The sequence below is a fragment of the Nocardia sp. NPDC056100 genome, from assembly GCF_042266325.1.
GTDB lineage: Bacteria > Actinomycetota > Actinomycetes > Mycobacteriales > Mycobacteriaceae > Nocardia.
This window is the reverse complement of record NZ_JBHJVY010000002.1, coordinates 1472046-1495025: the sequence shown is the minus strand read 5'-3', so window position 1 is coordinate 1495025 and position 22980 is coordinate 1472046. Positions and strand designations below refer to the sequence as shown.

Genomic DNA, 22980 nt, shown 5'->3' with positions numbered 1-22980 from the left:
CACTCACCGACCGACCGGTAGCCGTCGCTCGGCGGGCTTACGGGCGGACTGACCGGTGCGCAGGAACTGCCCCGTGCCCCACTCGGCTCCGAATCCGGTGGCGAATTCCCCACCGCGATAGACGGTTACGCCATTGATGAGGGTGGCAGCCACCGCGGCGTCATTGCGATTGACCATGCGGGTCAGCCCGAACTCCGGCATCGCGTTCTCATGCAGCCCGTGCACGGACTGATCGAGCCCGGCCGGATCGATGATCACCAGATCGGCCCGATCGCCCTGACGCAGGTAGCCTGCGTCGAGCCCATACCACTCCGCCAGCTCGCCGGTGAGACGGTGCACCGCGCGCTCCACGCTCATGAACGGATTGCGCTTGCCCTGCGCGGCTTTCACCCGTTCGAGCAGTCGCAGGTGATAGTTGTAGAAGGCCATATTGCGCAGGTGCGCGCCCGCGTCCCCGAACCCCATCTGCACACCGGAATTGGTCGCCAGCTTGTCAAGATACTTGGGCCGATCATTGGCAATCGTGGTGCGCCAGCGCAGTTTCCGGCCGTACTCGATGACCATATCCAGGTAGGCGTCCACCGGATGCAATCCGCGCTCGCGGCCCACCTGGCCGATGGTCTTGCCGATCACGCTCTCATCCGGGCATCCCACGATGGTGGCGTCGAAGAAGTTCCGATGCCAGATCCGCGGACTGAACTTGTTGTCGTAGTCCTTACGGAACTGCCGCCGATACTCCTTGTCGCGCAACAGTTCATTGCGTTCGACCTCATCCTTGAGATGCAGCGCCGCGGCCCCCGCCCCGAACTCCTCGAACACCACCAGATCGATGCCGTCGGCATAGACGGTGAACGGCACCGGCAGATGCTGCCAGCGGAAGTCGGTGCGCGCGAACCGATTCAGCAGCGGCGCGGCGTACATCATGAAGTACACGACCGGGGGATAGGCCTTCGAATCCGCCGCCGACAGCAGCGAAGTCCGCAGCGCGGGCCGCCGGAACAGCCCCGAACTCGCGGCGAAGTACTTCCACACATTGGGCCGGAAATTGATGGTCGGCGCACTCTGCAGAATCCGCCGCCGCCGACGCAGCACCCCGTTGAGCGCCCGAAATTCCTTGCCCCGCGCGTACGTCGAAGGCAGCGACCGCGAGCGATAGATCTCCCCGTCGATCTTGTCGAGGGTATTGCTCATCGACGACATGCCGAGCATGCCCGCATCGATAGCGTCCTCCAAAAGCGTTCGCATACGCTCGATTTCGACCGCCGACGGCTTGGTATCGCGAGTCACCGCCCGATCCAGCCCCAGCACAGCGGTCCGCAAATCCGAATGCCCGAGGAACCCGGCCACATTCGGCCCGAGCGGAAGCCGCTCTACCGCCGCGACGTATTCGGCCGGACTGCGCCAGTCCCGATGCTCTTCGAGTACATCGTGCACCGCATCGCGCGGCACCGCCTCCACCCGGCTGAAGAAGTCCGCGCAATCGGCGTTCGACGCCAGAATCGTTGACAGCGAACAGTTTCCGATGAATACGGTTGTCACCCCATGCCGCACCGACTCGGGCAACCCCGGCTGGGCGAGCACCTCGGCGTCGTAATGGGTGTGCACATCCACGAACCCCGGTAGCACCCACTCGCCCGCCGCGTCGATCACCTCGGTATCGCTGCCCGCCTCGAGCGGTTCCGCGGATACGACTTCGACGATGCCGTTCCGGATTCCCAGGTCGCGGCGCTGCGGGGGCGCTCCCGTCCCGTCGAACCAGAGTCCGTCGCGCACGATCGTGTCGAACATGTGGCATGCCTTCCGGTAGGTCGTCCGGAGTCACCGTAGCAAAGATAGTAAGTGATCACCATCTTTATCTGACCAGGTAGATCAAACCTTTGCCAGGCTGGAAGAGACATGTGTCGCGGGGCACTGTTTGTACTCAATAGTGACAAACACTACAGTACCGTACTCATGGGTACCGAGCCGTCCGGCTCGATGCCGGCACATCTGTCCAACGGAGGGCGGTCTATTCATGGGGTTGTCGTTGCGAAGGTCGTTCAGCGGCCTGGCCGTCGTGGCGGCGGTGGTGGCCGCGGCGGCGGCCACGCCGGTCGCGCAGGCCGCTCCGGACGGCAGCGTCGGCGGCGACCCGGGCTGGACCCTCACACAGGACGCACCACCGAAATACCCTGGCGTGCATATTGATTGGGATGTCCCGATCACCATGAGCGACGGTGTGGTGCTCAAGGCCAATGTGTACCGGCCGATGGACGCGGACAACCACATCGTGGATACCCCGCTGCCGACGATCCTGAATATGACCCCGTACACGAAGCTCGTGTCGATGCTGGAAACCTCGGCGATCGCGATTCCGGGGCTGTACGACGCGATCGTCTCCCTGATGAACCGGTTCGATCTGTTCAACCTCACCGGTACGGGGCTGGGGGGACTGGGGGATCAGATCAAGCTGCTCTCCGGCGGCGCGGGCCGAACCTTCGCGGCCGATCCCAACCTCATCCGCAGCGGCTACACCCAGATCGTCGCCGATGTGCGGGGAACGGGATTCTCCCAAGGGGATTGGGGGCTGTTCAGCCCGCGCGAACATCAGGACACGGTCGAGATGATCGACTGGGCGGCTCAGCAGCCGTGGTCCGACGGCAACGTGGGGATGAGTGGTATCTCCTATTCGGGCATCAACCAGCTCTACGCGGCCGAGGAGAATCCGCCCGCGCTCAAGGCGATCTTCCCGATCGTGCCCGGCAGCGATATCGTCCGCGATGTCGCGGCCCCCGGCGGAGCGCTGGGAATCGGCTTCGCGCCGCTGCTCGCGACCGCGGTCGATGCCACCAAACTTCTCCCGGATCTGGTGTCGATCCTGAACGGCCGATTCGATTGGAAGTGGCTGGCCGATCGGGTCCAGAACCCACTGACCCTGTTCGATCTCATCCTGGCCGCGCTCACCACGCCCTCTATCGACAATCTGCCGCCCTCGATCGCCCCGGTATTGGATCCGGGGACCCCGTTCCGTTCCGGCTTGCTCGGGCATCCCGAAAAGATCAAGGTGCCGACCTTCGTGGTCGGCGGCTGGCATGACATCTTCAGCAACTCCGAGCCGCGCATTTTCGAGGCCATCTCATTGCCCACTACCGAGAAGAAACTCCTCATGGGCGACTGGTACCACAGCACCCCCGGGGCCGGTCTGGGCGTTGCGGGAGCACCACCGCGCATGGATGTGTTGCAGCGCGCCTGGTTCGACCACTGGCTCAAGGGCATTGACAACGGCATCGAGAACTACAGCCCCGCGACCCTGTTCCAGCAGGGCGGTGGCTGGACCACCGACACCGAATTCCCCCGTGCCGGTATGACTTACGCCCGGCAGTACCTGTCCGCGGATGCGAGCGGCTCAATCGCGACCCCCGTCGCACATGATGGTTCGCTGTCCTCGTCGCCTCCCACATCGACTACGGCACTGACGGTTTCGCCCGGCCTGTCCACGGTGTGCTCGCGCGACGCCGCCCAGGGCACCGCCGGTGCGCTGGGGATCCTCGACGTCTGTGCGAAGGACAGCCGGATATCCGAAGTCGCGGCGCTGACGTTCACCGGAAACCCGGTCACCGTGCCGACCCTGATCTCGGGGTCGGTGAACGTACATCTCAACACCGTGCTGGACGCCACCGACGGATACTGGACCGCGACTCTCAATGATGTTGCGCCCGACGGACAGTCGACCGTCCTGACTTCGGGGCAGTTGACCGCGTCACTGCGGGCCAATGACGAGACCAGGAGTAAGCGCTCGGCCAGCGGTGACTACAGCGACCCGTACCCGATCCTGTCCCTGGCCACGCGCCAACCGATCGTGCCCGGAGAGCCGACCGTGCTCGATATCGGCCTCGAGCAGACCGACGCGGTCCTGCAACCCGGGCATCGTTTGCGCGTGGACATCTACGCCTCGAATTTTCCGAGGGGCCTCCTGCTTGGTCCGATGCTGAACGAATCCGGCCTTACGCCACAGCGACTGGTGCTGGACCCCAGTTCACCCAGCTTCATCAACCTCCCGTCGAGCCGTCCGATCTGATCGAAAACCGCGGTCTTGCACTCGATTTCGCCGGATGCGAGACCGGGTGATCCCCGTCGGGTGACCTGACGAGCTCGTCAGGTCACTTGACGACCGCGCCCGCCGGTGCGGGTGTGCCGTGCTCGCGGAACTCGATCAGCTCGGAGGTGTACTGCGCCACGGCCCAGGGGTTGGTGAGCGGGGTCCAGTGGCCGACGCCGACCGTGCGCCGCCACAGCGACGGCACCGCGTTCTCCAGGCCGTTGAAGTAGACCGGGGTGACGAAGGGGTCGATCGACGGGCGGATCTGCTGCACGACGGGGACCTCGACATGGTCGTAGGTAGGGTTGAGCAGGCGCTGGAACATATTGGCGCGGTACAGGTTTGTCTGCGCGGCGCCATCGCGCCCGCTATATTCCTCGTGCTGTCCGCCTTCGAGGCCGACATAGGCCCGCATCAATTGCGCGCCGAGGCCCGAGTTCCAGAATGCCTCCGGCAGTACGGGCAGATAGTTGAACGGCACGTAGCTCGAAGCCATGGCTTGGTAGTACAGCGCGGGCCAGGCGGTGATGTTTCCGAATTCCCGCTGCAGCGAACTCGACAGCAGATCCAGACTGGGCCCGGAGATGAAGGTGAACGACGAGAACTTCTCCGGAATGCGCGCCGCCGATTCCCAGGTCTGGATCGCACCCCAATCATGCGCCAGCACATGCACTTTCACACCCGGAGCGGTTCGGTCGACGACCGCCTCGAAGTCCTGCGACAGCTTGGGCAGTTCGTAATCCGATACCGCGTCGGGATGGTCGCTGGCCCCAGATCCACGCGGGTCGTAGTTGACCACGTGATAGCGATCCGCGAGCAGCGGGATGACCTTGTTCCAGACATCGGAATTGTCCGGCCAGCCGTGCACGAGCACGACGGTCGGGGCCTGGTCGTAGGCGGGACCGTACTCCTTGACCGAAATCGTCGTCCCGTCGGCGGAGATGACCGAGGACTCGACGGGCTGGCCGAGGGGTTCCGCGGTGGCCATCGGCACGGGTAACCCCGAGGTGAGCATGATGAGCAGTCCGGTCGACACGGCGGCTCGCAGCGATCTGCGCTGTTGAATGCGGGGCATGAGCACTCCTCGGTGAACCTGGTCGGAACTTACTGAGGAGTAAGATACGGAGCCGCCGAGGGCGTAGCCAATCCGTCCGAATGGCGGACGCGTTCGAAAATTGCTGTGGCCCAGGTGCTCCCGTCGTGGTCGCGGGCTATTTCGGTGAACTTGTCCCCATGTGAGCGCTGGCCCGAAAAGTGACAAACATCAATGTTTTCTGATCGAGGTAATCAAGGATGTGGCGGGCCGCGCGAATCGTTCTGCGTCGCAAGAGGGCTCGATCTCATCTGGGACGACGTGTGAACGGATATGTCGCCCAGTGCAATCGAACGCTCTCAGCGGTGCCTGAGATGATCAGTAGTTCACCTCGGAGCCGACCATGGGAGGCGCGGAATCGGCCGGGGGCTTCTTCCTCGAAGCGGGTCTCGCTTGCTGCGGGGTTTGCGGTGAGGTGGGCGTGCAGCCCGTCATGACGCCATTCGAACACCGTCTCCTCCGATTCGGACCACCAGCTGCCGAGAATCGGTCGTAGGTGGTCCGGGCAGGGTGCGGCGGGTTCCCACGCCAAGGTCGGAGTTGCGGCTGCGGAGGCGATCGAGTCAAGGACGGCTCGTGTGGTGAGGTCGCTCAACACGGTGCCGTGTGTGAGGTTCGAAAGAGCCACTGCGACAGTGGAACTGTCACGATGCAAGGTCAGCGCCGCCTGGAATCCCGGCATGGCCCCGGTGTGCCCGGCGAGAATTCCAACGTCGTGGCGCTCGAGGATCAGCCCTAACCCCCAGCCCTGTTTCCACGATCGGGTATCGACCATGACTTGCAGGGTGTGCATGGCATCGACGACCGCGGTCGGAATGATGTCGGGCCGGTTGCCGCACAGGACATCTCCCCACCGCAGTAAATCCTCTGCGGTGGACCACAATTGACCACCCACACCGACCGCGCCCTGCTCCAAGGCGGGTTCCCGGTAAACGGCGTCCGCAAAGGGATCCAGGCGATAACCGATCGCTGCTCCATCGGGCATCGACCAGTTGGTGGCGGTCAATTCTAGAGGCGCGAGCAGCATTTCATCGATCAACAGTTCGCAGGACACGGTGGTGACCTGCTCGATGATCTGGCCGAGGACGGCGTAACCCAGATTCGAATAGTGCCATCGCTCCCCGGGCGCTGCGATCAATTCGATCCGGCCGAACGCTTCGCGAAGTTCCTGGCCCGAGGGTCCTTTCATGGATTCCCACATGTCGACAGGGGCCTCACGCTGCATACCGCTGCTGTGCGAGAGCAGCATTCGCACCGGCAGCCGCCCGAACGGTGTTTCCGTGAGATACCGGCCCACCGGCGCTTCGAGCTCGAGCTCACCCCGCTCGCGCAGCAGCAAAGTCACTGCGGCGGTGAAGGTCTTGGTGATCGAGCCGATCCGGTACCGGTGCCCGAGGGTGGCGGGAACCCGGTTCTCGATATCGGCGAATCCTGCCGCGGCCGCCGCGAGAGGTACGCCGCTGCGGCCGACCATCGCAGTGAGACTGGGTAATCTCCTGGTGCCCTGCTCATGTGCCACGCTGGCCGCGAATGCTGTTTGAAGGTCGGCGTCCATAGGTCCCTCATATCTCTCATCGGCTCAGCCCTCGTTCTAGTGAGACAGATTCGCCCGGCCGCGGTGGGCTAATTCGGCGCGAGAATCCTCATCCGCACCTGACTCGAGGAGTTGGGGCTACGCCCTCCGGGTGTGAAGGACGGCGAACGCGCCGCCCGCGCTCGCGGCGATAAGTACGACAATGCCGAATGCGGTGGCACCCGCGGTCAAACCGACCGCGTCACTGATGAATCCGGTGATTGTCGGTAACGCCGCGGCAGGCAGGTAGCCGCCGACGTTCTGGGCGGCATTGGTTTCCGCGAGTCGGTCAGCGGTGACGGAGGCGCTGATCGCGGTCAGACCGCCCAATTGTCCCAGGCCCTGGCCGATTCCGGCGAAGACCGCGGCCGCGCCGAACAGGGGCACTGACGACAGGTGCAGTGCGGCGATCAGCGCGGCCATGCTGGTTGCCGTCGCCACCGCCCCGCCGACCAGCACTGCACGTAGCGACAGCCTCCGGACGGCGAACTGAATCGCGGTGGCGGCCAGGAACATTCCGAACGCCAGCCCACCGGCGATCACCCGATTCGTGGCTCCGAGCAGGTGCGAGAGCACCGACGGGCCCAGTGACAGCACGAAGGACGTCGCCGTGATTCCCGGCGCGAATACCGCGATGCCGAGCGCCACCGCGACCCGTCCGCTCGCCGGTACCGCCGGGATCCGGATCCACGGCCCTCGTCCGCCGGTGCCCCGTGGCAGATCCCAGCGCGCCACCATGACGAAAGCCGAAGCGAGCAGCGCGATTTCGACCACGAAGATGGTCACCGTCGGGCCGGGCAAGGTCTCGGACAAGATGCCGGCCAACAGCGGCCCGGAACCCGCGCCGAGCACCATGGCAGCCGAAGCCGCCAGTGCGGCAACCTTTTTGCGCGCCGGTCCGCCCAGGTCGGTCACCGCGGCCATGCCCGCAGACACCGTCGCGCCAACGGCGACCCCGGTCAGCAGCCGGGCCACCGCCAGCATCGCGATCGAGTTCGCGGTGGCGAACAGCACCGCGGCGAGCACGGCCAGCGCGATGGCGGGGAGCAGCACCGGCTTGCGGCCGACTCGATCCGAGACCACGCCCGCGACCAGCAGTGCACCGAGCAATCCGACGATGTAGCAGGCGAAGATCGCGGTCAGGGTGCCCGCGGAGAATCCCATCTCGCGCTGCCAGATCCCGTACAACGGTGTGGCCGCGTTCGACAGCGCGAAGACCGCGAATACCGGCCACGCCGCCAGCCACACGATGCCGTTGCCGTCTCGCGTTTCCGATCGTGCCAGGAGTGTCGTCATCCCATCCTCCACTAGTTCGAGAATTGTCGTACTAGTACGACAGTGTTCGAACCTAGCACCTAGTACGATAAAACACGTACTAGTGCCGCACACCCGGGAGACCCCATGCCATCGGCGACCGAAGCCGCCACCCACCTGCCCGAACCCGCACGCGCGGACCTGCGGCTCGAACACATCATGGCCGCGCTCAGCGATCCGCTGCGCCTGACCATGGTCCGCAAACTGCTACTCGAATCCCCCGACACCGACCGCTCATGCGGCTGGTTCGGCAGCGACCGCCCGAAGTCGACCCTCACACACCACTTCCGCGTACTCCGCGAGGCAGGCGTAACCCGGCAGCAGCAGTACGGACTGGAACGCCGCAGCCGCGTACGCGTCGAAGACCTCGACGCCCGCTTCCCGGGCCTGCTCAACCTGATTCGCGCGTGGACACCAGCCGACTGAATCGGCTCGCCACGCCGGTCGGCCCTAGCTCGGTGGGCTCACGTTGGTCATCAAAATTGCGACGGCCACTTCGGAGCCGAGGGGCCGGTCGGCATATCGCGGATCTCGAGCATTAGGGCTTGGACGGTCGCGGTCGTTCCTTCGGTCGGCGCGCTGAGTGGCTGCCAGCACTGAATACTGTTGTGGTTAAGGGCATTCGGTTCAAGCAGAGGTCATTCGACAGTCGACGGAAATGCCTCGATTCAAGAATTGGCGCGTCGCATGTTCGTGAAATGCACCGCTGGTTCCCGCGTGATCAACCCGTACCCGCGGTCCGGAATCGTCGCGAACGGGGCGGGCAGGTACAGCACCGGCAGCACCTCACCGATCAACGGCCGCTGCTCGCGTGTGATCCGATACCTGGTCTCGACCGCCTCGGGCACGTCACCATCCACAACCGCACCGCCGTCGTGCCGGATGCACCGATATGGCTCGAGTCGCAGCATCCGAATCGCCGTCCGCGTCCATCGGAACAGCACGCACGCGCTCGTCCCCGGGCGCGCATATTCCACCAATCCCACACCGTCATTCCAGAAGACGAACTGCTCATCCTCTGTCGCGCTGTGGTATCCAGCATCCACACTCCACTGACCGATGATCTCGTCACCACGCATCGAGCGATTGAACCATCCCGTCACCACGGCCTGCGAGCACTTCTGCCGCTGCCGCTTACCCGTGGCAGGTGTGGTCACCCTTGTGCGGGAACGATGGGGTTGCCGCGAGCGGGACCGGGTGTCGGGGGTATCAGTGCTGCGGCCGGGGGATTGGTGTTGGGTTTGTTCGGCGGTGGAGTGGGTGGCATCAGCAGTGGCGCGGGGGCGTTCGCGGGGGGTGCCACGGGTCTGGGTGGTGCGGGGACGTTTTCGCATGGTGCGCCCGAGTCGACGGGCTGACATGCCGGCGGCGACACGATCGGTTCCGCGTGTGCTGTGACGGGCAGCCCGAGTGCGGCGCACGATGCGATGGTCGCGATGGCGCGAGCTGTCGATGTCAGGTGGGTTGGCCGCATGGCATTCACAGCTGGATCGGGTCGCCGTAAACCGCGACCGAGCTGTCCGCGGTGCGCGTGGATATGTTCGCGATGACGTACGACCGCAGGCTGACCGGTCCGAGGCATCCATCGATCTTGATCTGCACTGCGCTGGTCTCGATCGAACCATGTGCTCCCGCAAGAGTTTTGGTGCCGAAGGGGATCGAGGTGATCGTCCCCGGCTTCAATGTCGTGGAAATGCTCGGCAGCACCATCGCGCTGCCTCCGACATTCAGCCCCGGCACCGGTGCGACCGATACTCCAACATTAGGCCCCATCATCATGGAGGACCCCAGCGAGAGCCCATTGCCGACGTCGATCTGGCAGCCGATCTGATAACCGACAGTAAGACTTCCGGAGTCCACCGCCACCAGCCCCGCACCCGCGATATCGGCGACCCCCTTGACGGTCACGAACCCTTCACGCGTGAACGGCGAACCAGCGAGATTCGGTACACGATCAAGGATTTCAGCCGCCTTGGTAACCCGCAGTTCCCACCCGTCCTCGGTGGTCACCACCCGCGATCGATCCGGCACCTCATCCGCCGTTGCGATGGAGGTCGAACCCACCCACAGGACGGCCACGGCCAGCGGAACAATCGAATACGGCGTAGCGCGTTCGATTCGAGGGTGGCGCAGGGCCAGCGAGGTCATGTTCGTCCGATCGGCAAAATACAAGATCAAGTTCGCGGAGGGTAGCAATGGACGGGCATTTGCCGACGGCGGCGTATCCCCAACGCTGGGAAGAGATTGCGCGTGTGGATGCGTCGCGAAGGTCTGCCAAGCCGCGGGAACACGGCGAGATCGCATCCTAAAACGCTGCGGTCCAATAAAATTGGCTGGCACTTTGCCAACTCATCCGAGGAGTAGCCATGGCGATTGTCACGGGGATCGAAGGTATGACCGAGGTGCCGACAGCGGATGGCGGTACAACGCTATTGGTCAAAGGATCTGGATTCGGTAGGGCCACCGACGTCGTCTTCCGTGATCCGAACGGGAAAACCTATCGCGCACAAAGCTATACGATCGACAGTGATTCTCAGATCACGGTGGTGAGCCCGGCGGTGGAGAACCACGGCACCTACGACATCCTCGTCATGACGGGTACGGAGGCATCCACAACCCCGCGGGTGCAGGCGTACGCGGCAGCGGGCGATGGTGACGTACGTCCGGGAGCCGGTTCCAGCGGCCTCACGCTGACCACGCAGTACTCTGCGGTCGACCAGATCCGCATCGAACGCAAAATGTCCGAGTGGGAGCGGAATAAGGCGGCCAGGGAAGCGGATCTCTACACCAATGCCGACGGAGTCGATGTTCACCTGTCCTCACTGCAGGACTGCAAGGGCCGGGAGCCCGGGAACTATCTGCACCCGGACGACTGCACGAAGTTCGTCGCATGCACTCCCGATGAGCAGGCGATCGTGTACGAATGCCCGTCGTGTGAGAACGAACCGGACCGTTGCACACCGGTGGGCCGGATGGTCTACAACGTTCGAGCCGATGCGTGCATGTGGGCGGATCTGACCGAATGCTTCAGCAACTGACCGAATCTCGGGCTCAACCGGTCGCCCGCTGCGCAAGCGGCGGGCGACCGGCACCGTCGAAGACCTCGCGGATGGCGTGGCTACCCACCGCAGGCGGCGCGGTCACCCGCCCGTCCGGATCGATCAGCACGGCCGCGGGTGTGCCGGGTATCCGGTAGTGGGCGTACACCTCGCCCTCCTGCTGCACCAACATGGTTCCGGCACCGTGCATTCGGGCCCACTCGGTGTTGGCCACCCTGTCATGGGTGCCGACCACCACGATGCTGTACTGATCGGCCAGCTCCGCTCGCCAGCGTGCCAGCTCGGCGGCAACCGTCGCGCACGGCCCGCAGCCCGGGTGTAGGAACAGCAGCGCGACCGTCCGCCCGCCGGTCAGCACATCACGCAGCGCTACGCGCCCGCCCGCCGTATCCGGCAGGTCGAATTCCGGGGCCTGGGTACCGGCCGACAGGCCCCTGCGTGGAGCCCTGGCCGCCTGAATTTCAGCAATCTCCGTGCGCATTCGCCGGATCGTGTTGCCCTGCCACAGTTGCACAGTGCCCAGCGCGACGATCGCCACCAGCCCGGCCGCATACCCGAGCGGGAGCGTCTGCGGCACGGCGCCGCCAGCCACCGAGCCGACCAGCACGGCAAGCACCAACGCGGCCAGTATCGCATTGCGCACCAAGGTTTTCGGCCCGATCGCCTGGGTGCTCGACGAACCGAAACACGAACACGACGGCCGCTCTCCCCGGCGCAGCAGCCGCGCCACCAACAGTGAGAACAACGCCAGTAGACCGAGCGCCACAATCGCCGCCGGTACCGCAGTCCACGAGGGAAGTAATGCGAGCGCCACCATCAGCTCGGCTGCGGGCAACGTCCAGATCACGGTCGGGACCCACCGATCCGACACCCCGAACTGACCAACCGCCTCACGAGTCCCGCTGGGCTCCAACAGCTTTGCGGTACCAGCCCACCCGAACACCGTCGCGGCAACCAGTCGGGCTGCCCACACTGAACTAGCCAGAATCACCGAAGGCACCGGCCAACATTACTGTCCCTGCCGGGCCTCGGCGCATCAGACCGACAGAAACGGATGGCCGAGCCGAAGGATGCCTTCTCTTGAACGACAACTTCGAGAACATCAGCAACGTTGCGTCAATGCGGTTGAGCCGGGCGGTCGCGGAGTTGGTGGTAGACATGCAACCGCACGCTGCGGTGCTCGAAGTGCGCGAATTCCTAGGGCGATGGATGGCGCGTTGACTGGTTCATTCGTTCCCGTTGATATCGTTGACAACTCGTGCACTGAGCAGAAGATATCGTTTCCTGGTGTCCTCGCTGGAGAGGCAATAGTCACGGGTTGTTCTGTGCCCGTTGGTCTTCGGTGCAGATTCAAGGAATTCTGTTCCGAGAGGAAATTGCTGCTTTGTGAGATCGACTACCGCACCATCGATGATGTTGAAGTAGTGCGATACCTGCGCCCCCGTGGGCAGTCTGGCAATCGTGTTGACGATCTCGCCGCCGAAATAGTCCTGAACCACGCATGCGGTCACAGCGCACTGCCCTTTGGCGCGATCCCGCTCACTCCATCCGGAGCTCTTGCTGGTGTCAGCGGACCACGATCGCCGCAATGCATCCTGCAGAATCTCGATGGAGACGACTCCCACGGGTACAGAATACGGATGAGGACCCGCACCATGCCTAGACGCGACTACCAGAACGATCCGAACGCACCCAAAGCGAACAGCCTGGTTCCCGCGGCCTCCGTGGTCGTCGTCAACGACCTCGGGCAGATCTTGCTGCAGCGCAGGGTCGACAACGGTATGTGGGCGCTGCCGGGCGGGAAGATGGAGCTTGGCGAATCGCTCGCCGGATGTGGGGTTCGCGAGACCAAGGAAGAGACCGGGATAGACATCGAGGTCACCGGTATCGTCGGCACTTACACCGACCCGGGGCATGTCTTCGCCTACGACGATGGCGAAGTGCGGCAGGAGTTTTCCATTTGTCTGCTCGGCAAGCCAACCGGAGGGGTGCTCGCGGTGTCGGATGAGTCTCACGAAGTAGCGTGGTTCGAGCCGGGTGAGATCGATGCCCTACCGATGATTGACGCGATCCGCCGTCGAGTGGACGACTGGCGCTCGGGCTCGTACCCGGCGATCCGCTAGATGGATGGCGGCTCGCGCGCCGAGTAGAAGATATCGCCGTCGGGTTGGATCGGTCAGCTCGTTGTGACTGAGGGGTTGACGATGATCACCTTCCGCTCATTTTGTGGCGCTGTGACATTCAGCGAGTTCTGCTGAAGAACCTCGATGATCTCGTCGAGGTGGTCGGGGCTGTACCAGCCGATCATGAGGGGGCGCAGGAGGGTGTGCCAGCGGGTGCGGCGTTCGTTTTGCATGAGGGTCCAGGCTGTGGAGTGGTTGTTGCCGATCTTCTCCCAGGCTTCGAAGATCGCGCGGTAGTCGTCGTGTACGTCTTCGGCGTCGAGGTCTCCGCGTTCGATCGCGGCGAGCGTCTCGGCGTGGTCGGTCGGGTCGATTCCTGCCGCAGCCATCAATTGCGGCTTCATTGCTTCGATTTCGCGTCTGACCGAATCGGGGACGGGCTGTTCGGCTACGCCCCAGCCCTCTTCGGCGAAGAAGGCGTCGGCGTAGGCCTGGGCGTAGCTGTAGAGGAATCCCTTTGGGCCGCGCGGGGTTTCGTGTGCTGCGTCGCCTTTGGTGAAGCATCGCCAGGCGACGTCGAAGTCTGCGCCGAAACCGCGCTCGCTCAGTTCGGCGAACGCGGTTTCGAGTCTTTCGAGGTCTGTTGGCTGTTCCACGCCACTCAGTTTCAAGTACATGACTGTGTCACACACGATTGCATTAGCCATCCCCCTAGATGCCCCACGTTTGGTGGCAGCGTAAGCATCGAGATGCTGACCGCGCGAGCCGATGTGGCGATGGTCACCTCGGGGGTTCGAGACCGGCCTCGGTGGTCAAGTCCCGCGCCGCAAGCACATTCGCCGGAGTTGGGCCAGCTCGTGTCGGGCGCGGGCCCGGGTCGGGCAGGGGCTAGGGCGCGACACAGCGGAAGCTGGTCGGGGAAGCCGGGTCTCCGTCGCCCGTATAGCGGGAGACGAATGGCAGGCGGCAGATATCGCGCGAGACCGTCTGGCCGGTTGCGGTGGTCAGTGTGGCCTGGAGGACATCCGGTGCCTTGCCGTGCTCGACCCAATCCGTCAGTGCGGTCATATCGTTGCTGCCGGTGAGGGCGCAGTGTGCGACTCCCGGTGCCAGGAAGACGCGGTAGAAGTCGTCGACCCGGGTGGTACCGCCCAGCAGCGCGTCCACGCGCTTACGGTAGTCGATGGTGCCCGCGGTCGGGATGAGCTGGTCGGCGTCGCCCTGCCAGGTGAGCAGCTTGCCGCCCGCGTCGCGGAAGGCCGACAGGTCCGGGTCCGAGGTGCCGATGATCGAGTCGTATTCGGAGCGGGCCTGCTGAAAGATCCGATCGAACTGCGCGTAGGTGAGATTCGCGGAATCGAACGACCGTTGCTTCTGGACGAACGTCGAAACCCATTGTGCGGGAACGGTGAACGGTGCCCCCGTGGTGATGCCGTTCGCGTCGGTGGCGCCGGCGGTCAGTGCGCTGAAGTCGGCGCCGGTCGGCAGGCCGAACCGCAGCTGCTTGCCGTTCGCATCCCGCGGGCCGTCCCAGATCTTGCGGACCACATCAGCGACGGTCTCGCTGATCGTGTATTCCTTTCCGTCGCATTGCACCTTGGTGCCGATCAGACGGCGCGGGTCGAAATCGCATCGGCCCGGGTCGCTGATCAGGCCATCCGCGAGGCCGTCCTGCGGATCGCATTGCTTGACCGCGGCCTGGTTGAAGGCGTTGAACTCGCACGTGGTCGGGTAGGTGTGCGCCTCACTCATCACCACTTGCGGCCAGAGCGTGGCGACCTCGAATTGGTTCCAGTTGATGGCCGGAGCGTCGGCATTGATGCCGTTGAAGTCGGACGGATATTTCTGGGCCTCCATATAGCCCTGGCGACCGCCCGTCGAGCAGCCGTTCCAGTAGGCATAGGACGCGGCTTGATCGTAGACGTCGTGCACGACCTGCTTGCCCACGATCGCCAACTCGTGCACCGAGCGGGAAGCGAAGTTCTCCAGTAGCGCGGTGTTGACCTGACCGGCCGAGTTCAACCCCCAACTGGTGTCCAGGCCGGTGGTGTCCACACCGGCGTCGGTGGTGGCGGCCGCATAGCCCTGCTTGACCGCCGTGGCCACGCCGCCGATGTTCCCGGCGGCGTAGGCGGCGCCACCGACCGCCTGGAAGCGCCCGTTCCAGCCGGATTCCGGTAGCCAAACCTGCACCGTGGCATGGTCGTTCGCGCCGGGGTGGGTGAGCGTGATGGTTACTTCGCAGTGTGCGGGGACGTCTGGTACGGGGTAGCCGCCCAGCGGCGGGCTGCCGGGAACCTGAAACGCTCCCGCGGGGACATCTTTGGCGGTCAGGGACTCCACGGTGGCGCCGTCCGGCGCCGGGATCTGAAATGTGGAGCAGTTGAAGGCGTTTGCGCTCGCGGGGGTGGCCGCGGAATCGTTCGACCTGTCCACCACTGCGTAGAGGGCGGCGGCGCCTGCGACGGTGATGCCCACGGTCGCGAGTGCCAGAATTTGTCGTTTCAAGATCTCTCCTCGGTTGGAACTGCTTACTTACTGTCGCCAGCGCACCGGCACCGCCACATCAGTCACCTGACGCCCCGGCCGACGTAATCCGATGCGTCACGCGGTCCGCTGGAGCTGCTCGGCGAAGAAGCCGGTGAGCTGATCCACCGCCGGACCGACGTACTGATCCCTGTCGTAGAGGCCGACATGACTCGCACCCTCGATCCAGTGAATCCGCGTGGGCCCCAAAGCCTTCTGGAAGGCTTCGAGGCCCCATCCAGGCGGTGATGGCGCGGGTGCCCATGATCATGAGCAGCGGGTGTTGGCCGATCAGCGGCAGCGCCGCGAAGGCATCGAACATCGCGAGCTTGTCGATGCTGGTCCAGTCGAATGCCTTCGCGGAGCGTGGATGCCAACCGCGCGGATCTTGGCCATGAGATGCTCCGTTTCACGGTGATTTCCGAAGGTGTGGTTCGAGCTAGGACGGTCGCAGCAGCTCCGCGGCGCGTTCGGCGATCGCGTATACCGTCGCGTTCGTATTGGCCGAGGGAATGACTGGAATGACCGATCCGTCCGCAATCCGCAGGCCCTCCACGCCGTGCACTCGCAGTTCGGAATTCACGACGGAGTACGCGTCCTCACCCATGGCGCAGGTGCCCACCGGGTGGCAGTAGGAGCCGAAGTTCCTTCGTGCGTAGTCGCCGAGCATCGCCCTGTCGGTCAAGTCGACGCCGGGCGCGACTTCGGCTACGCCCCAGCGGGCCAGCGCCGCCGAAGCCGCGATCTCGCGGGCAGCCTCGATACCGGCCACCACGACCTCGACATCAGCGGCGGCGGTGAAGTATCCGGGGTCGAGTACCGGTGGCGCGGAGGGGTCGGCCGAGGTGATGCGCATGGAGCCCCGGCTCACCGGAAGCATGGGGGAGACGCCGATGGTGAAGCCGTTCGACACTGCGGCAACAGGATTGGGCAGTGGGATATCGATGAAGATGATCTGCACATCCGGTCCCGTCAGGTGCGGGTCGCTGCGCAGCAGGCCGATGATCTCGCCGTGATTGGCCTGCGGTGTGGGCACCGGGCGCTGGGAACTGTGCACCAGGTTGATCCGGGGGTGGTCGTGGAGATTGCGACCCACCCCGGGCAGCGGATGCACCACCTCGACATGCGCCTCCCGCAGCACGGTCTCCGGTCCGATGCCCGAGCGCATCAGCAGTTGAGCGCTTCCGATGGTTCCGGCGGTCAGTACAACCTCGGAAGTGGCAGTGGCGCGGTGGATTTCGCCGTCCACGCGGTACTCGACTCCGGTGCAGCGCTGACTCTCGAACAGCAGTCTGTGCGCGAGCGCGCCGGTCTCCACGGTGAGATTGGGCCGTGCGAGTGCGGGTGTGAGATAGGCATCCGCGGCGCTCTGGCGTTGTCCGGCAACGATGTTGAGGTCGACCGGACCGAAGCCGTCCTCGAGCCCGCCGCTGATGTCGATGGCCCGCGGGAATCCGACTTCGATCGCGCCGTCCAGGCAGGCGAGCAGGATCTCGTTGGGTCGCGTGGTTGGGCCGACGGTCAGCGGCCCGGCGGTGCCGCGACCGGGCGCGCCGCTCACGGCGGACTCGCTGCGCTGGAAGTAGGGCAGCAGATCATCGTAGGTCCAGCCCTTGGCGCCGCGATTGCTCCAGCCGTCATAGGAGGTGTGATGCCCACGCGCGAACACCATCGCATTGATGGCAGACGAGCCACCCAGCCCCCTGCCACGCGGAAGCGGCACCGGTGCGTTCGAAAACCGCTGTGGCACGGTGAGATCGCCCCATCCGGCAGGCGAGTTGGCGAGTGTCGGCCAGGCCGGAGGATATGCGACCGCGTCGGGCAGGTCCGCGGCACCGGCCTCCAGCAGCAGCACCCGGAGGTTCTCGTCCTCGGTGAGGCGGGCCGCGAGCACGCAGCCCGCGGTACCGCCGCCGACGATGACGAAATCGTAGGAATCATGTGCGGGCATCTCGATTGTCCTTTGTGTAGAGCGCGGCGAATTCTGGTTACGGGGGTCAGTGGGTTCTTTGTTTCCAGGCCAGCAGCGCGGCCTGCGCGATGAAGAAGACACCGCCGCCGGTCGCGTAGATGGCCAGGACATCCAGGGCGGGGGAATCGCCGATGGCCTGGGCGATGTAGGTCGCGCCGACCAGGAATGACAGACCGCCGGAGATCAGGGTCGGCCACTGTTTGCCCAGGACGGGACCGCGCCGGTATACGCCGACGGTTAGTTGGGCCGCGCCGGAAAGGATTGCCCAGGCACCGAATACACCCAGTACCGCCGCCATGCCACCGGTGGTCCCGGCGATACCGAGCGCAGCGGCGATGACCGCACTGAGTACGCCGTTGAATGCCGTCACGCGACGTTCGGCGCCTAACGGGACCGCGAGAAAGTCGATCAGAGAGGACACGGCGTCGATGAGCGGATAGAGGACCAGCAGTGTCACCGCGATGGCATCGAGGGTGTTATGGACCGCGGCGAAGGCTATAGCCCAGGCGATGGCGAGTACGCCACGGCTCAGGTACAGGCGGATCAGGGACGAGCGCTCGGAGTTGGTCACGGGCAGTGCGGTTGTGGTGTTCATGGACACTACCCTCACGCCGGGCCGGATGCCGCCGCATCCGTCGACTGACGGTCCGCGCTACGTAGGTCATCGGGGCGCGAGGTGACGTACGTAGCGCTCACCGTCACCTGACGGATGTGCCGCACGGGCCTCGGCGACGACAGTGGAATCGTACAACTCGCTCCCACCTGCTAGAAGGACGAAATCCCATGGTCGACAACGGATATGGCCGCAACCGGCGACGCGCTACCCGGATCGCCGCGGCGCTCGCGGCCGGTATCACCGGCGTCGGTGTCGCGGTCGCCTGCTCCGCGAACACCGTCACCCACGCCGGTCCCGATGAGGACGCGCCGCGGCCGACCATTGTGCTCGAGCACGGCGCCTTCGCCGACGGATCCAGCTGGAACGATGTGATCGAGAAGCTGCGTCGGGACCGGTATCCCGTGGTGGCCGCGGCCAATCCGCTGCGCGGTCCCGCCGCCGATGCCGTGGCGCTGCGCAGCGTGATCAGCCACATCGATGGACCCGTCATCCTGGTCGGGCATTCCTACGGCGGTTCGGTCATCAGCGCGGCTGCGGCCGGAAACGACAAGGTCAAGGGGCTCGTCTACGTTGCGGCGTTTCTGCCCGCGCCGGGTGAGACCGCACTGGAGCTGACGAATAAATACCCCGGCTCCACCCTGCCGGGCACCTTGAATCCGGTGCCGTTCACCAATACCGACGGCAGCACCGGTACCGACCTCTACATCCAGCAGGACAAATTCCGCGACCAGTTCGCGGCCGATGTGCCCGAGGATCGCGCCGCTCTGGCGGCGGCGTCGCAGCGGCCGATCGCGCAATCCGCGCTCGAGGAGAAGGCCACGGTCGCGGCCTGGAGCGAGAAGCCCAGCTGGGACATCGTCACCACCAAGGATCTGAATATTCCGGTTGCGGCACAGCGCTTCATGGCCGAGCGCGCCCACGCGCACGTCACCGAGGTCGATGCCTCGCATTCGGTCGCCGTCTCCCATCCCGATGTGGTCGCCGACGTGATCGAACAAGCCGCCAAAGCCACCCGCTGACCACGAAAACCCAAGCACCACAGGAGAACACGACCATGGATATGAAACTCGAAGTCATCGTGCTGCCCGTCGCGGACGTCGATCGCGCGAAGGCGTTCTACGCCGACCGGCTCGGATTCCGGCTCGATGCCGACTTCACCGTGGACCAGGACTATCGCGTCGTCCAGGTGACCCCGCCCGGCTCGGCCTGCTCCATCATCTTCGGAACCGGCGTCACCGCCGCCGAACCCGGTTCGGTCGATGGCCTGCACCTGATCGTCACCGATATCGAGCAAGCCGTCGCCGACCTCGCCGAACGCGGCGTCGCCGTGGACGGGCCGTTCCGGGACGCGACCGGCGTATTCCATCACGCCGGAACCACCGCTCGCATCGCGGGTGTGCACCCCGAGCGCCGCAGCTACGGATCCTTCGCCGCCTTCGCGGATCCGGACGGCAATAGCTGGTTCCTGCAGGAAATCACGCAGCGCGCACCCGGCCGCTGACCACGGATCTGAGAGAAAATACCATGTCTGACAACAATATTCAGTCCTACGACGTCATCGTCATCGGAGCCGGACCGGTCGGGGAGAATGTCGCCGACCGCACTGCCGCCGCCGGTCTGAGCACCGTCATCATCGAATCCGAACTCGTCGGCGGCGAATGTTCCTACTGGGCTTGCGAACCCAGCAAGGCGCTGCTGCGTCCCGCGCTGCTGTACGCCGAGGCCGCACGATTTCCCGGCGTCGCGAACGCGGTGACCGGACCGCTTGACGCAGCCTCGGTGCTGAAACACCGGGACCGCATGGTCGCCGACTGGAACGATCGCGATCAAGTCGAATGGCTTGACTCAGAGGGGATTTCGCTCATTCGCGGTCACGGCAGTCTCGATGGGGTGCGGCAGGTGACCGTCCGGACTCCGGACGGTGGCACCGTGCGATTGCGTGCCCGGCACGCGGTGGTGGTCTGCACGGGCACCCGTGCGGCGCTGCCACCCATACCGGGACTGGATACGGTGCGCCCGTGGACAAGTCGCGAGGCCACCAGCGCCCGCGAGGTGCCGCGTCGGCTGGCGATACTGGGTGCCGGGGTCGTCGCGGTCGAAATGGCAACGGCCTGGCGGGCTTTGGGCTCCGAGGTCACCCTCATCGCCCGTGAGTCGCGATTGCTCGGCCGCGTCGAACCTTTCGCTGCGGACCTGGTGAGCGATCGGCTCCGGGCGGCGGGCGTCGATCTGCGCTTCGAATCGGGCATCGCCACCGCCGAACGCGCGGGCGGCCCCGATGACGGTATTCACCTGACCCTGGTCGACGGCACCCGCATCGTCGCCGACGAACTCCTGCTCGCCACCGGCCGCGCACCGCGCACCGATGACATCGGTTTGGAGACAGTCGGTTTGGTCCCGGGGGAGTGGCTCGCCACCGATGACAGTTTCGCGGTGACCGCGGTCGACGGCGACTGGCTCTATGGCGTAGGCGATGTCAATCACCGGGCTCTGCTCACCCACCAGGGCAAGTACCAGGCGCGCATCGCGGGCACAGTCATCGCCGATCGGGCAGCGGGACAACCGCTGGACACCACCGCGTGGGGAAAGCACACCGGCACAGCGGATCTCGCAGCCGTCCCGCAGGTGGTCTTCACCGATCCGGAGATCGCCGCGGTCGGCCTCACCACCGAGGACGCCGCCAGGGCGGGCCGCGCGGTCGACATCGTCGACTACGACATCGGCCGGGTCGCCGGTGCACTCCAGCACGATCCGGACTATCGCGGCCGCGCGCGCATCCTCATCGACCCCGAGCGCCAGGTGATCGTCGGAGCCACCTTCGCCGGTCCAGGTGTTGCCGAACTCCTGCACTCGGCCACCCTCGCCATCGCCGGTGAGATCCCCCTCGACCGCCTCTGGCACGCCGTACCCGCATTCCCGACCATCAGCGAGGTGTGGCTGCGCCTGCTCGAGACCTATCGCGATCAGTCCGCGCCACACACCTCCTTCACCCCACCTCTGAAAGCAGCGTGATCGCGATGTCGAACCAGAACTCCGGCGCTCTCGATCGCGGCGCGCATGCCTTCGACTCGGACGGTGTCCTACAGCGGTACCACGTGTACGGCAGTGGACCGGTGTGCCTGGCGCATCCGGGCGGACCGGGTATCCACTGGGAGTACCTGCGCATGCCCGAACTGGAACAGCACCTGACGATGGTGTACGTCGAGGCACTCGGCACCGGTGGCTCCGGACGACTGCCGACGCATCCGAACGGCTATACCCGTGAGCGCTACAGCGTTGCGCTGCAACGGATCATCGATCATCTCGGTGTAGCCGAGGTGTATCTGCTCGGCCACTCGCACGGCGCGTTCGTCGCGGCGTATCACGCCATTCATCGCCCCCAACGGCTCGCCGGGATCATCCTGTACGAGGGCGCGTCGGTCACCGGTCCCGAACACGGCGCGGAGGCCGCACGGCGGCTACAGGAGTTCGCCGCCGCACACGCCGATCGGCCCGGCCTGGCCGATGTTCTTGCGACATTCGCTGGTATGCAAGACATTTCGAGCGATGAACAGACCCTGGCCGTCGCCCGCGGCGTCCTGCCCTCGTACATCGCCGACTACTGGGGTGATGAGCAGCGGTGGGCTCCGCTACGGGATGCGTTACGCGCCAGCTACATCTCGGGCCTGGACGCACTCGGCGCGCCCGATCTCATCGACGACCGCGCCGATCTGCCGAAGGTGACAATCCCCGCCTTGGTCATAGTCGGCCGCTTCGATGTCATCTGCGGACCCCGCTGGGGCCGGGAACTGGCCGCCCTCATCCCCGATTCGCGCCTGGTGATCCTGGAGCGCAGTGGTCACCTCGGGCATCTGGAGGAACCCGAGCGATTCGCCGCCGCAGTTCGGGATTTCGCCCTCTCCGCAGGTCGGTCCGAGCCTGCTGTGCCGGAGGGCCCGGAACCCGCTGCGCGGACGCACATGGGCTAGTGCCTCGGGGCTTGCGACGAGGAATCGAGCGGCACCGGCGTTGCCCGGATCGCTAAATAGGTTGACAGCGAGCGGGATTACGACAGGGTGTCGCGCACCTGCGACTTTTGGGCCGCGCCGATTTGTCGGTGGGTGGTCGTAAGGTCGTTTACATGAGCATTTCGACGTGCCGGCGCGCAGGGCCGGATGAATTCGGTTGCGTTAACAGTGGTTCGGAATGCAGTGTGTTCGTCGTAAGTGTTGCAGGAGCAGGGTCATGGGGAGTGACCCTCCGGGGGAAGGAACAAAAGCTATGAATCACAACATGATTCGCGGGTCGCGGCGCGGTCCGAGATTCGCCAAGAGCACGTTCAGCTACAACGGCGACTGTGTCGAGGTCGCATACCATGAGGGCCGAATCGCGGTGCGCGACTCCAAGGATCGGCACAGCCCGACGCTGTGGTTCACGAGCTCGGAATGGCGTGCGTTCACCTCGGGCGTGCGGGCCGGCGAATTCGATTTCGGTGAGTGACAGCCCCGGTGGTGGGGGGCCCCCTTTGCGGGGCCACCCCCCCCCCCCCCCCCCAAACAGGTGACAAACACCGAAGGCACACACCGAACCAAAGCGAAACCCAACCTCCCAAACATCCCAAACAAGCCAGAAACGACAAAAACCAAG

Annotated in this window: 23 protein-coding genes; 10 read left to right on the top strand and 13 right to left on the bottom strand. The window is 65.0% G+C overall.

Annotation, left to right across the window (positions count from 1 at the left end):
• Nucleotides 1-3: 3 nt before the first annotated feature.
• Complete coding sequence (locus ACFC0O_RS19170; RefSeq protein ID WP_375959545.1) at nucleotides 4-1788, bottom strand: amidohydrolase family protein; 1785 nt, start codon at nucleotides 1786-1788, stop codon at nucleotides 4-6.
• 226 nt (nucleotides 1789-2014) lie between these two features.
• Between ACFC0O_RS19170 and ACFC0O_RS19165 the strand changes: the two genes are divergently transcribed.
• A complete protein-coding gene (locus ACFC0O_RS19165) occupies nucleotides 2015-4057 on the top strand; it encodes a CocE/NonD family hydrolase (RefSeq protein ID WP_375959543.1) in 2043 nt (680 codons plus the stop codon).
• Nucleotides 4058-4139: 82 nt separating this feature from the next.
• Here the strand turns inward: ACFC0O_RS19165 and ACFC0O_RS19160 are convergent, their stop codons facing one another.
• The 3 genes from ACFC0O_RS19160 to ACFC0O_RS19150 form a co-directional block, all read right to left on the bottom strand.
• Nucleotides 4140-5153: an alpha/beta fold hydrolase gene (locus tag ACFC0O_RS19160; protein ID WP_375959541.1), complete on the bottom strand. Its 1014-nt coding sequence runs from the start codon at nucleotides 5151-5153 to the stop codon at nucleotides 4140-4142.
• Nucleotides 5154-5418: 265 nt separating this feature from the next.
• Entirely contained in the window at nucleotides 5419-6726 is a 1308-nt protein-coding gene (locus ACFC0O_RS19155; RefSeq protein ID WP_375959539.1) for a serine hydrolase domain-containing protein, read from the bottom strand.
• A gap of 117 nt (nucleotides 6727-6843) precedes the next feature.
• Complete coding sequence (locus ACFC0O_RS19150) at nucleotides 6844-8040, bottom strand: MFS transporter (protein WP_375959537.1); 1197 nt, start codon at nucleotides 8038-8040, stop codon at nucleotides 6844-6846.
• A 105-nt stretch (nucleotides 8041-8145) separates the two neighbouring features.
• Here ACFC0O_RS19150 and ACFC0O_RS19145 point away from each other — a divergent pair, with 105 nt between their 5' ends.
• Nucleotides 8146-8484 (top strand): ArsR/SmtB family transcription factor, encoded by a 339-nt coding sequence (locus ACFC0O_RS19145; protein ID WP_375959535.1) that lies wholly within the window; start codon nucleotides 8146-8148, stop codon nucleotides 8482-8484.
• 242 nt (nucleotides 8485-8726) lie between these two features.
• On the opposite strand, the gene ACFC0O_RS19140 is transcribed toward ACFC0O_RS19145, so the two are convergent.
• Together ACFC0O_RS19140 and ACFC0O_RS19135 are read right to left on the bottom strand one after the other, a co-directional pair.
• Nucleotides 8727-9215: a hypothetical protein gene (locus ACFC0O_RS19140; protein WP_375959533.1), complete on the bottom strand. Its 489-nt coding sequence runs from the start codon at nucleotides 9213-9215 to the stop codon at nucleotides 8727-8729.
• Nucleotides 9216-9537: 322 nt separating this feature from the next.
• The gene (locus tag ACFC0O_RS19135) at nucleotides 9538-10398 is read right to left on the bottom strand and encodes an MspA family porin (RefSeq protein WP_375959531.1); all 861 of its coding nucleotides are present in this window, start codon (nucleotides 10396-10398) and stop codon (nucleotides 9538-9540) included.
• A 26-nt stretch (nucleotides 10399-10424) separates the two neighbouring features.
• Between ACFC0O_RS19135 and ACFC0O_RS19130 the strand changes: the two genes are divergently transcribed.
• Nucleotides 10425-11096, top strand: coding sequence for a chitin binding peritrophin-A domain-containing protein (locus tag ACFC0O_RS19130; protein WP_375959529.1), 672 nt, complete (start codon nucleotides 10425-10427; stop codon nucleotides 11094-11096).
• A 13-nt stretch (nucleotides 11097-11109) separates the two neighbouring features.
• Here the strand turns inward: ACFC0O_RS19130 and ACFC0O_RS19125 are convergent, their stop codons facing one another.
• Entirely contained in the window at nucleotides 11110-12090 is a 981-nt protein-coding gene (locus ACFC0O_RS19125) for a peroxiredoxin family protein (protein ID WP_375959527.1), read from the bottom strand.
• A gap of 107 nt (nucleotides 12091-12197) precedes the next feature.
• On the opposite strand from ACFC0O_RS19125, the gene ACFC0O_RS19120 reads away from it, so the two are divergent.
• On the top strand, nucleotides 12198-12338 hold the full coding sequence (locus tag ACFC0O_RS19120) for a hypothetical protein (protein WP_375959525.1): 141 nt from the start codon (nucleotides 12198-12200) through the stop codon (nucleotides 12336-12338).
• 5 nt (nucleotides 12339-12343) lie between these two features.
• Here the strand turns inward: ACFC0O_RS19120 and ACFC0O_RS19115 are convergent, their stop codons facing one another.
• Complete coding sequence (locus ACFC0O_RS19115; RefSeq protein ID WP_375959523.1) at nucleotides 12344-12742, bottom strand: hypothetical protein; 399 nt, start codon at nucleotides 12740-12742, stop codon at nucleotides 12344-12346.
• A 30-nt stretch (nucleotides 12743-12772) separates the two neighbouring features.
• Between ACFC0O_RS19115 and ACFC0O_RS19110 the strand changes: the two genes are divergently transcribed.
• Nucleotides 12773-13240 carry an NUDIX hydrolase gene (locus ACFC0O_RS19110; protein ID WP_375959521.1) on the top strand — a complete coding sequence of 156 codons (468 nt, stop codon included), beginning with the start codon at nucleotides 12773-12775 and terminating at the stop codon, nucleotides 13238-13240.
• 53 nt (nucleotides 13241-13293) lie between these two features.
• Here the strand turns inward: ACFC0O_RS19110 and ACFC0O_RS19105 are convergent, their stop codons facing one another.
• The 5 genes from ACFC0O_RS19105 to ACFC0O_RS19085 all read right to left on the bottom strand — a co-directional run bounded on the left by ACFC0O_RS19105 (nucleotide 13294) and on the right by ACFC0O_RS19085 (nucleotide 18333).
• Nucleotides 13294-13911, bottom strand: coding sequence for a hypothetical protein (locus ACFC0O_RS19105; RefSeq protein ID WP_375959519.1), 618 nt, complete (start codon nucleotides 13909-13911; stop codon nucleotides 13294-13296).
• Nucleotides 13912-14128: 217 nt separating this feature from the next.
• Nucleotides 14129-15748 (bottom strand): tannase/feruloyl esterase family alpha/beta hydrolase, encoded by a 1620-nt coding sequence (locus ACFC0O_RS19100; RefSeq protein WP_375959517.1) that lies wholly within the window; start codon nucleotides 15746-15748, stop codon nucleotides 14129-14131.
• Nucleotides 15749-15844: 96 nt separating this feature from the next.
• Nucleotides 15845-15976 carry a hypothetical protein gene (locus ACFC0O_RS19095; RefSeq protein WP_375959515.1) on the bottom strand — a complete coding sequence of 44 codons (132 nt, stop codon included), beginning with the start codon at nucleotides 15974-15976 and terminating at the stop codon, nucleotides 15845-15847.
• Between the two features lie 229 nt (nucleotides 15977-16205).
• Nucleotides 16206-17717 (bottom strand): GMC family oxidoreductase, encoded by a 1512-nt coding sequence (locus ACFC0O_RS19090; RefSeq protein ID WP_375959513.1) that lies wholly within the window; start codon nucleotides 17715-17717, stop codon nucleotides 16206-16208.
• Between the two features lie 46 nt (nucleotides 17718-17763).
• The gene (locus ACFC0O_RS19085) at nucleotides 17764-18333 is read right to left on the bottom strand and encodes a DUF308 domain-containing protein (RefSeq protein ID WP_375959511.1); all 570 of its coding nucleotides are present in this window, start codon (nucleotides 18331-18333) and stop codon (nucleotides 17764-17766) included.
• A 188-nt stretch (nucleotides 18334-18521) separates the two neighbouring features.
• Between ACFC0O_RS19085 and ACFC0O_RS19080 the strand changes: the two genes are divergently transcribed.
• From ACFC0O_RS19080 to ACFC0O_RS19060, 5 genes are all read left to right on the top strand, one after another.
• A complete protein-coding gene (locus tag ACFC0O_RS19080; RefSeq protein WP_375959509.1) occupies nucleotides 18522-19373 on the top strand; it encodes an alpha/beta fold hydrolase in 852 nt (283 codons plus the stop codon).
• Nucleotides 19374-19408: 35 nt separating this feature from the next.
• Nucleotides 19409-19855 (top strand): VOC family protein, encoded by a 447-nt coding sequence (locus ACFC0O_RS19075; RefSeq protein WP_375959507.1) that lies wholly within the window; start codon nucleotides 19409-19411, stop codon nucleotides 19853-19855.
• A gap of 23 nt (nucleotides 19856-19878) precedes the next feature.
• Entirely contained in the window at nucleotides 19879-21366 is a 1488-nt protein-coding gene (locus ACFC0O_RS19070; RefSeq protein WP_375959505.1) for a dihydrolipoyl dehydrogenase family protein, read from the top strand.
• Between the two features lie 5 nt (nucleotides 21367-21371).
• Nucleotides 21372-22322 carry an alpha/beta fold hydrolase gene (locus tag ACFC0O_RS19065; protein ID WP_375959503.1) on the top strand — a complete coding sequence of 317 codons (951 nt, stop codon included), beginning with the start codon at nucleotides 21372-21374 and terminating at the stop codon, nucleotides 22320-22322.
• Nucleotides 22323-22614: 292 nt separating this feature from the next.
• Entirely contained in the window at nucleotides 22615-22833 is a 219-nt protein-coding gene (locus tag ACFC0O_RS19060; RefSeq protein ID WP_364647937.1) for a DUF397 domain-containing protein, read from the top strand.
• Nucleotides 22834-22980: the final 147 nt, after the last annotated feature.

What these genes read in the sequence shown, in the direction of transcription:
- ACFC0O_RS19170 (WP_375959545.1), bottom strand. Translation starts at nt 1,788, where the DNA reads ATGTTCGACACGATCGTGCGCGACGGACTCTGGTTCGACGGGACGGGA.
- ACFC0O_RS19165 (WP_375959543.1), top strand. Translation starts at nt 2,015, where the DNA reads ATGGGGTTGTCGTTGCGAAGGTCGTTCAGCGGCCTGGCCGTCGTGGCG.
- ACFC0O_RS19160 (WP_375959541.1), bottom strand. Translation starts at nt 5,153, where the DNA reads ATGCCCCGCATTCAACAGCGCAGATCGCTGCGAGCCGCCGTGTCGACC.
- ACFC0O_RS19155 (WP_375959539.1), bottom strand. Translation starts at nt 6,726, where the DNA reads ATGGACGCCGACCTTCAAACAGCATTCGCGGCCAGCGTGGCACATGAG.
- ACFC0O_RS19150 (WP_375959537.1), bottom strand. Translation starts at nt 8,040, where the DNA reads ATGACGACACTCCTGGCACGATCGGAAACGCGAGACGGCAACGGCATC.
- ACFC0O_RS19145 (WP_375959535.1), top strand. Translation starts at nt 8,146, where the DNA reads ATGCCATCGGCGACCGAAGCCGCCACCCACCTGCCCGAACCCGCACGC.
- ACFC0O_RS19130 (WP_375959529.1), top strand. Translation starts at nt 10,425, where the DNA reads ATGGCGATTGTCACGGGGATCGAAGGTATGACCGAGGTGCCGACAGCG.
- ACFC0O_RS19110 (WP_375959521.1), top strand. Translation starts at nt 12,773, where the DNA reads ATGCCTAGACGCGACTACCAGAACGATCCGAACGCACCCAAAGCGAAC.
- ACFC0O_RS19090 (WP_375959513.1), bottom strand. Translation starts at nt 17,717, where the DNA reads ATGCCCGCACATGATTCCTACGATTTCGTCATCGTCGGCGGCGGTACC.
- ACFC0O_RS19085 (WP_375959511.1), bottom strand. Translation starts at nt 18,333, where the DNA reads ATGAACACCACAACCGCACTGCCCGTGACCAACTCCGAGCGCTCGTCC.
- ACFC0O_RS19080 (WP_375959509.1), top strand. Translation starts at nt 18,522, where the DNA reads ATGGTCGACAACGGATATGGCCGCAACCGGCGACGCGCTACCCGGATC.
- ACFC0O_RS19075 (WP_375959507.1), top strand. Translation starts at nt 19,409, where the DNA reads ATGGATATGAAACTCGAAGTCATCGTGCTGCCCGTCGCGGACGTCGAT.
- ACFC0O_RS19070 (WP_375959505.1), top strand. Translation starts at nt 19,879, where the DNA reads ATGTCTGACAACAATATTCAGTCCTACGACGTCATCGTCATCGGAGCC.
- ACFC0O_RS19065 (WP_375959503.1), top strand. Translation starts at nt 21,372, where the DNA reads ATGTCGAACCAGAACTCCGGCGCTCTCGATCGCGGCGCGCATGCCTTC.
- ACFC0O_RS19060 (WP_364647937.1), top strand. Translation starts at nt 22,615, where the DNA reads ATGAATCACAACATGATTCGCGGGTCGCGGCGCGGTCCGAGATTCGCC.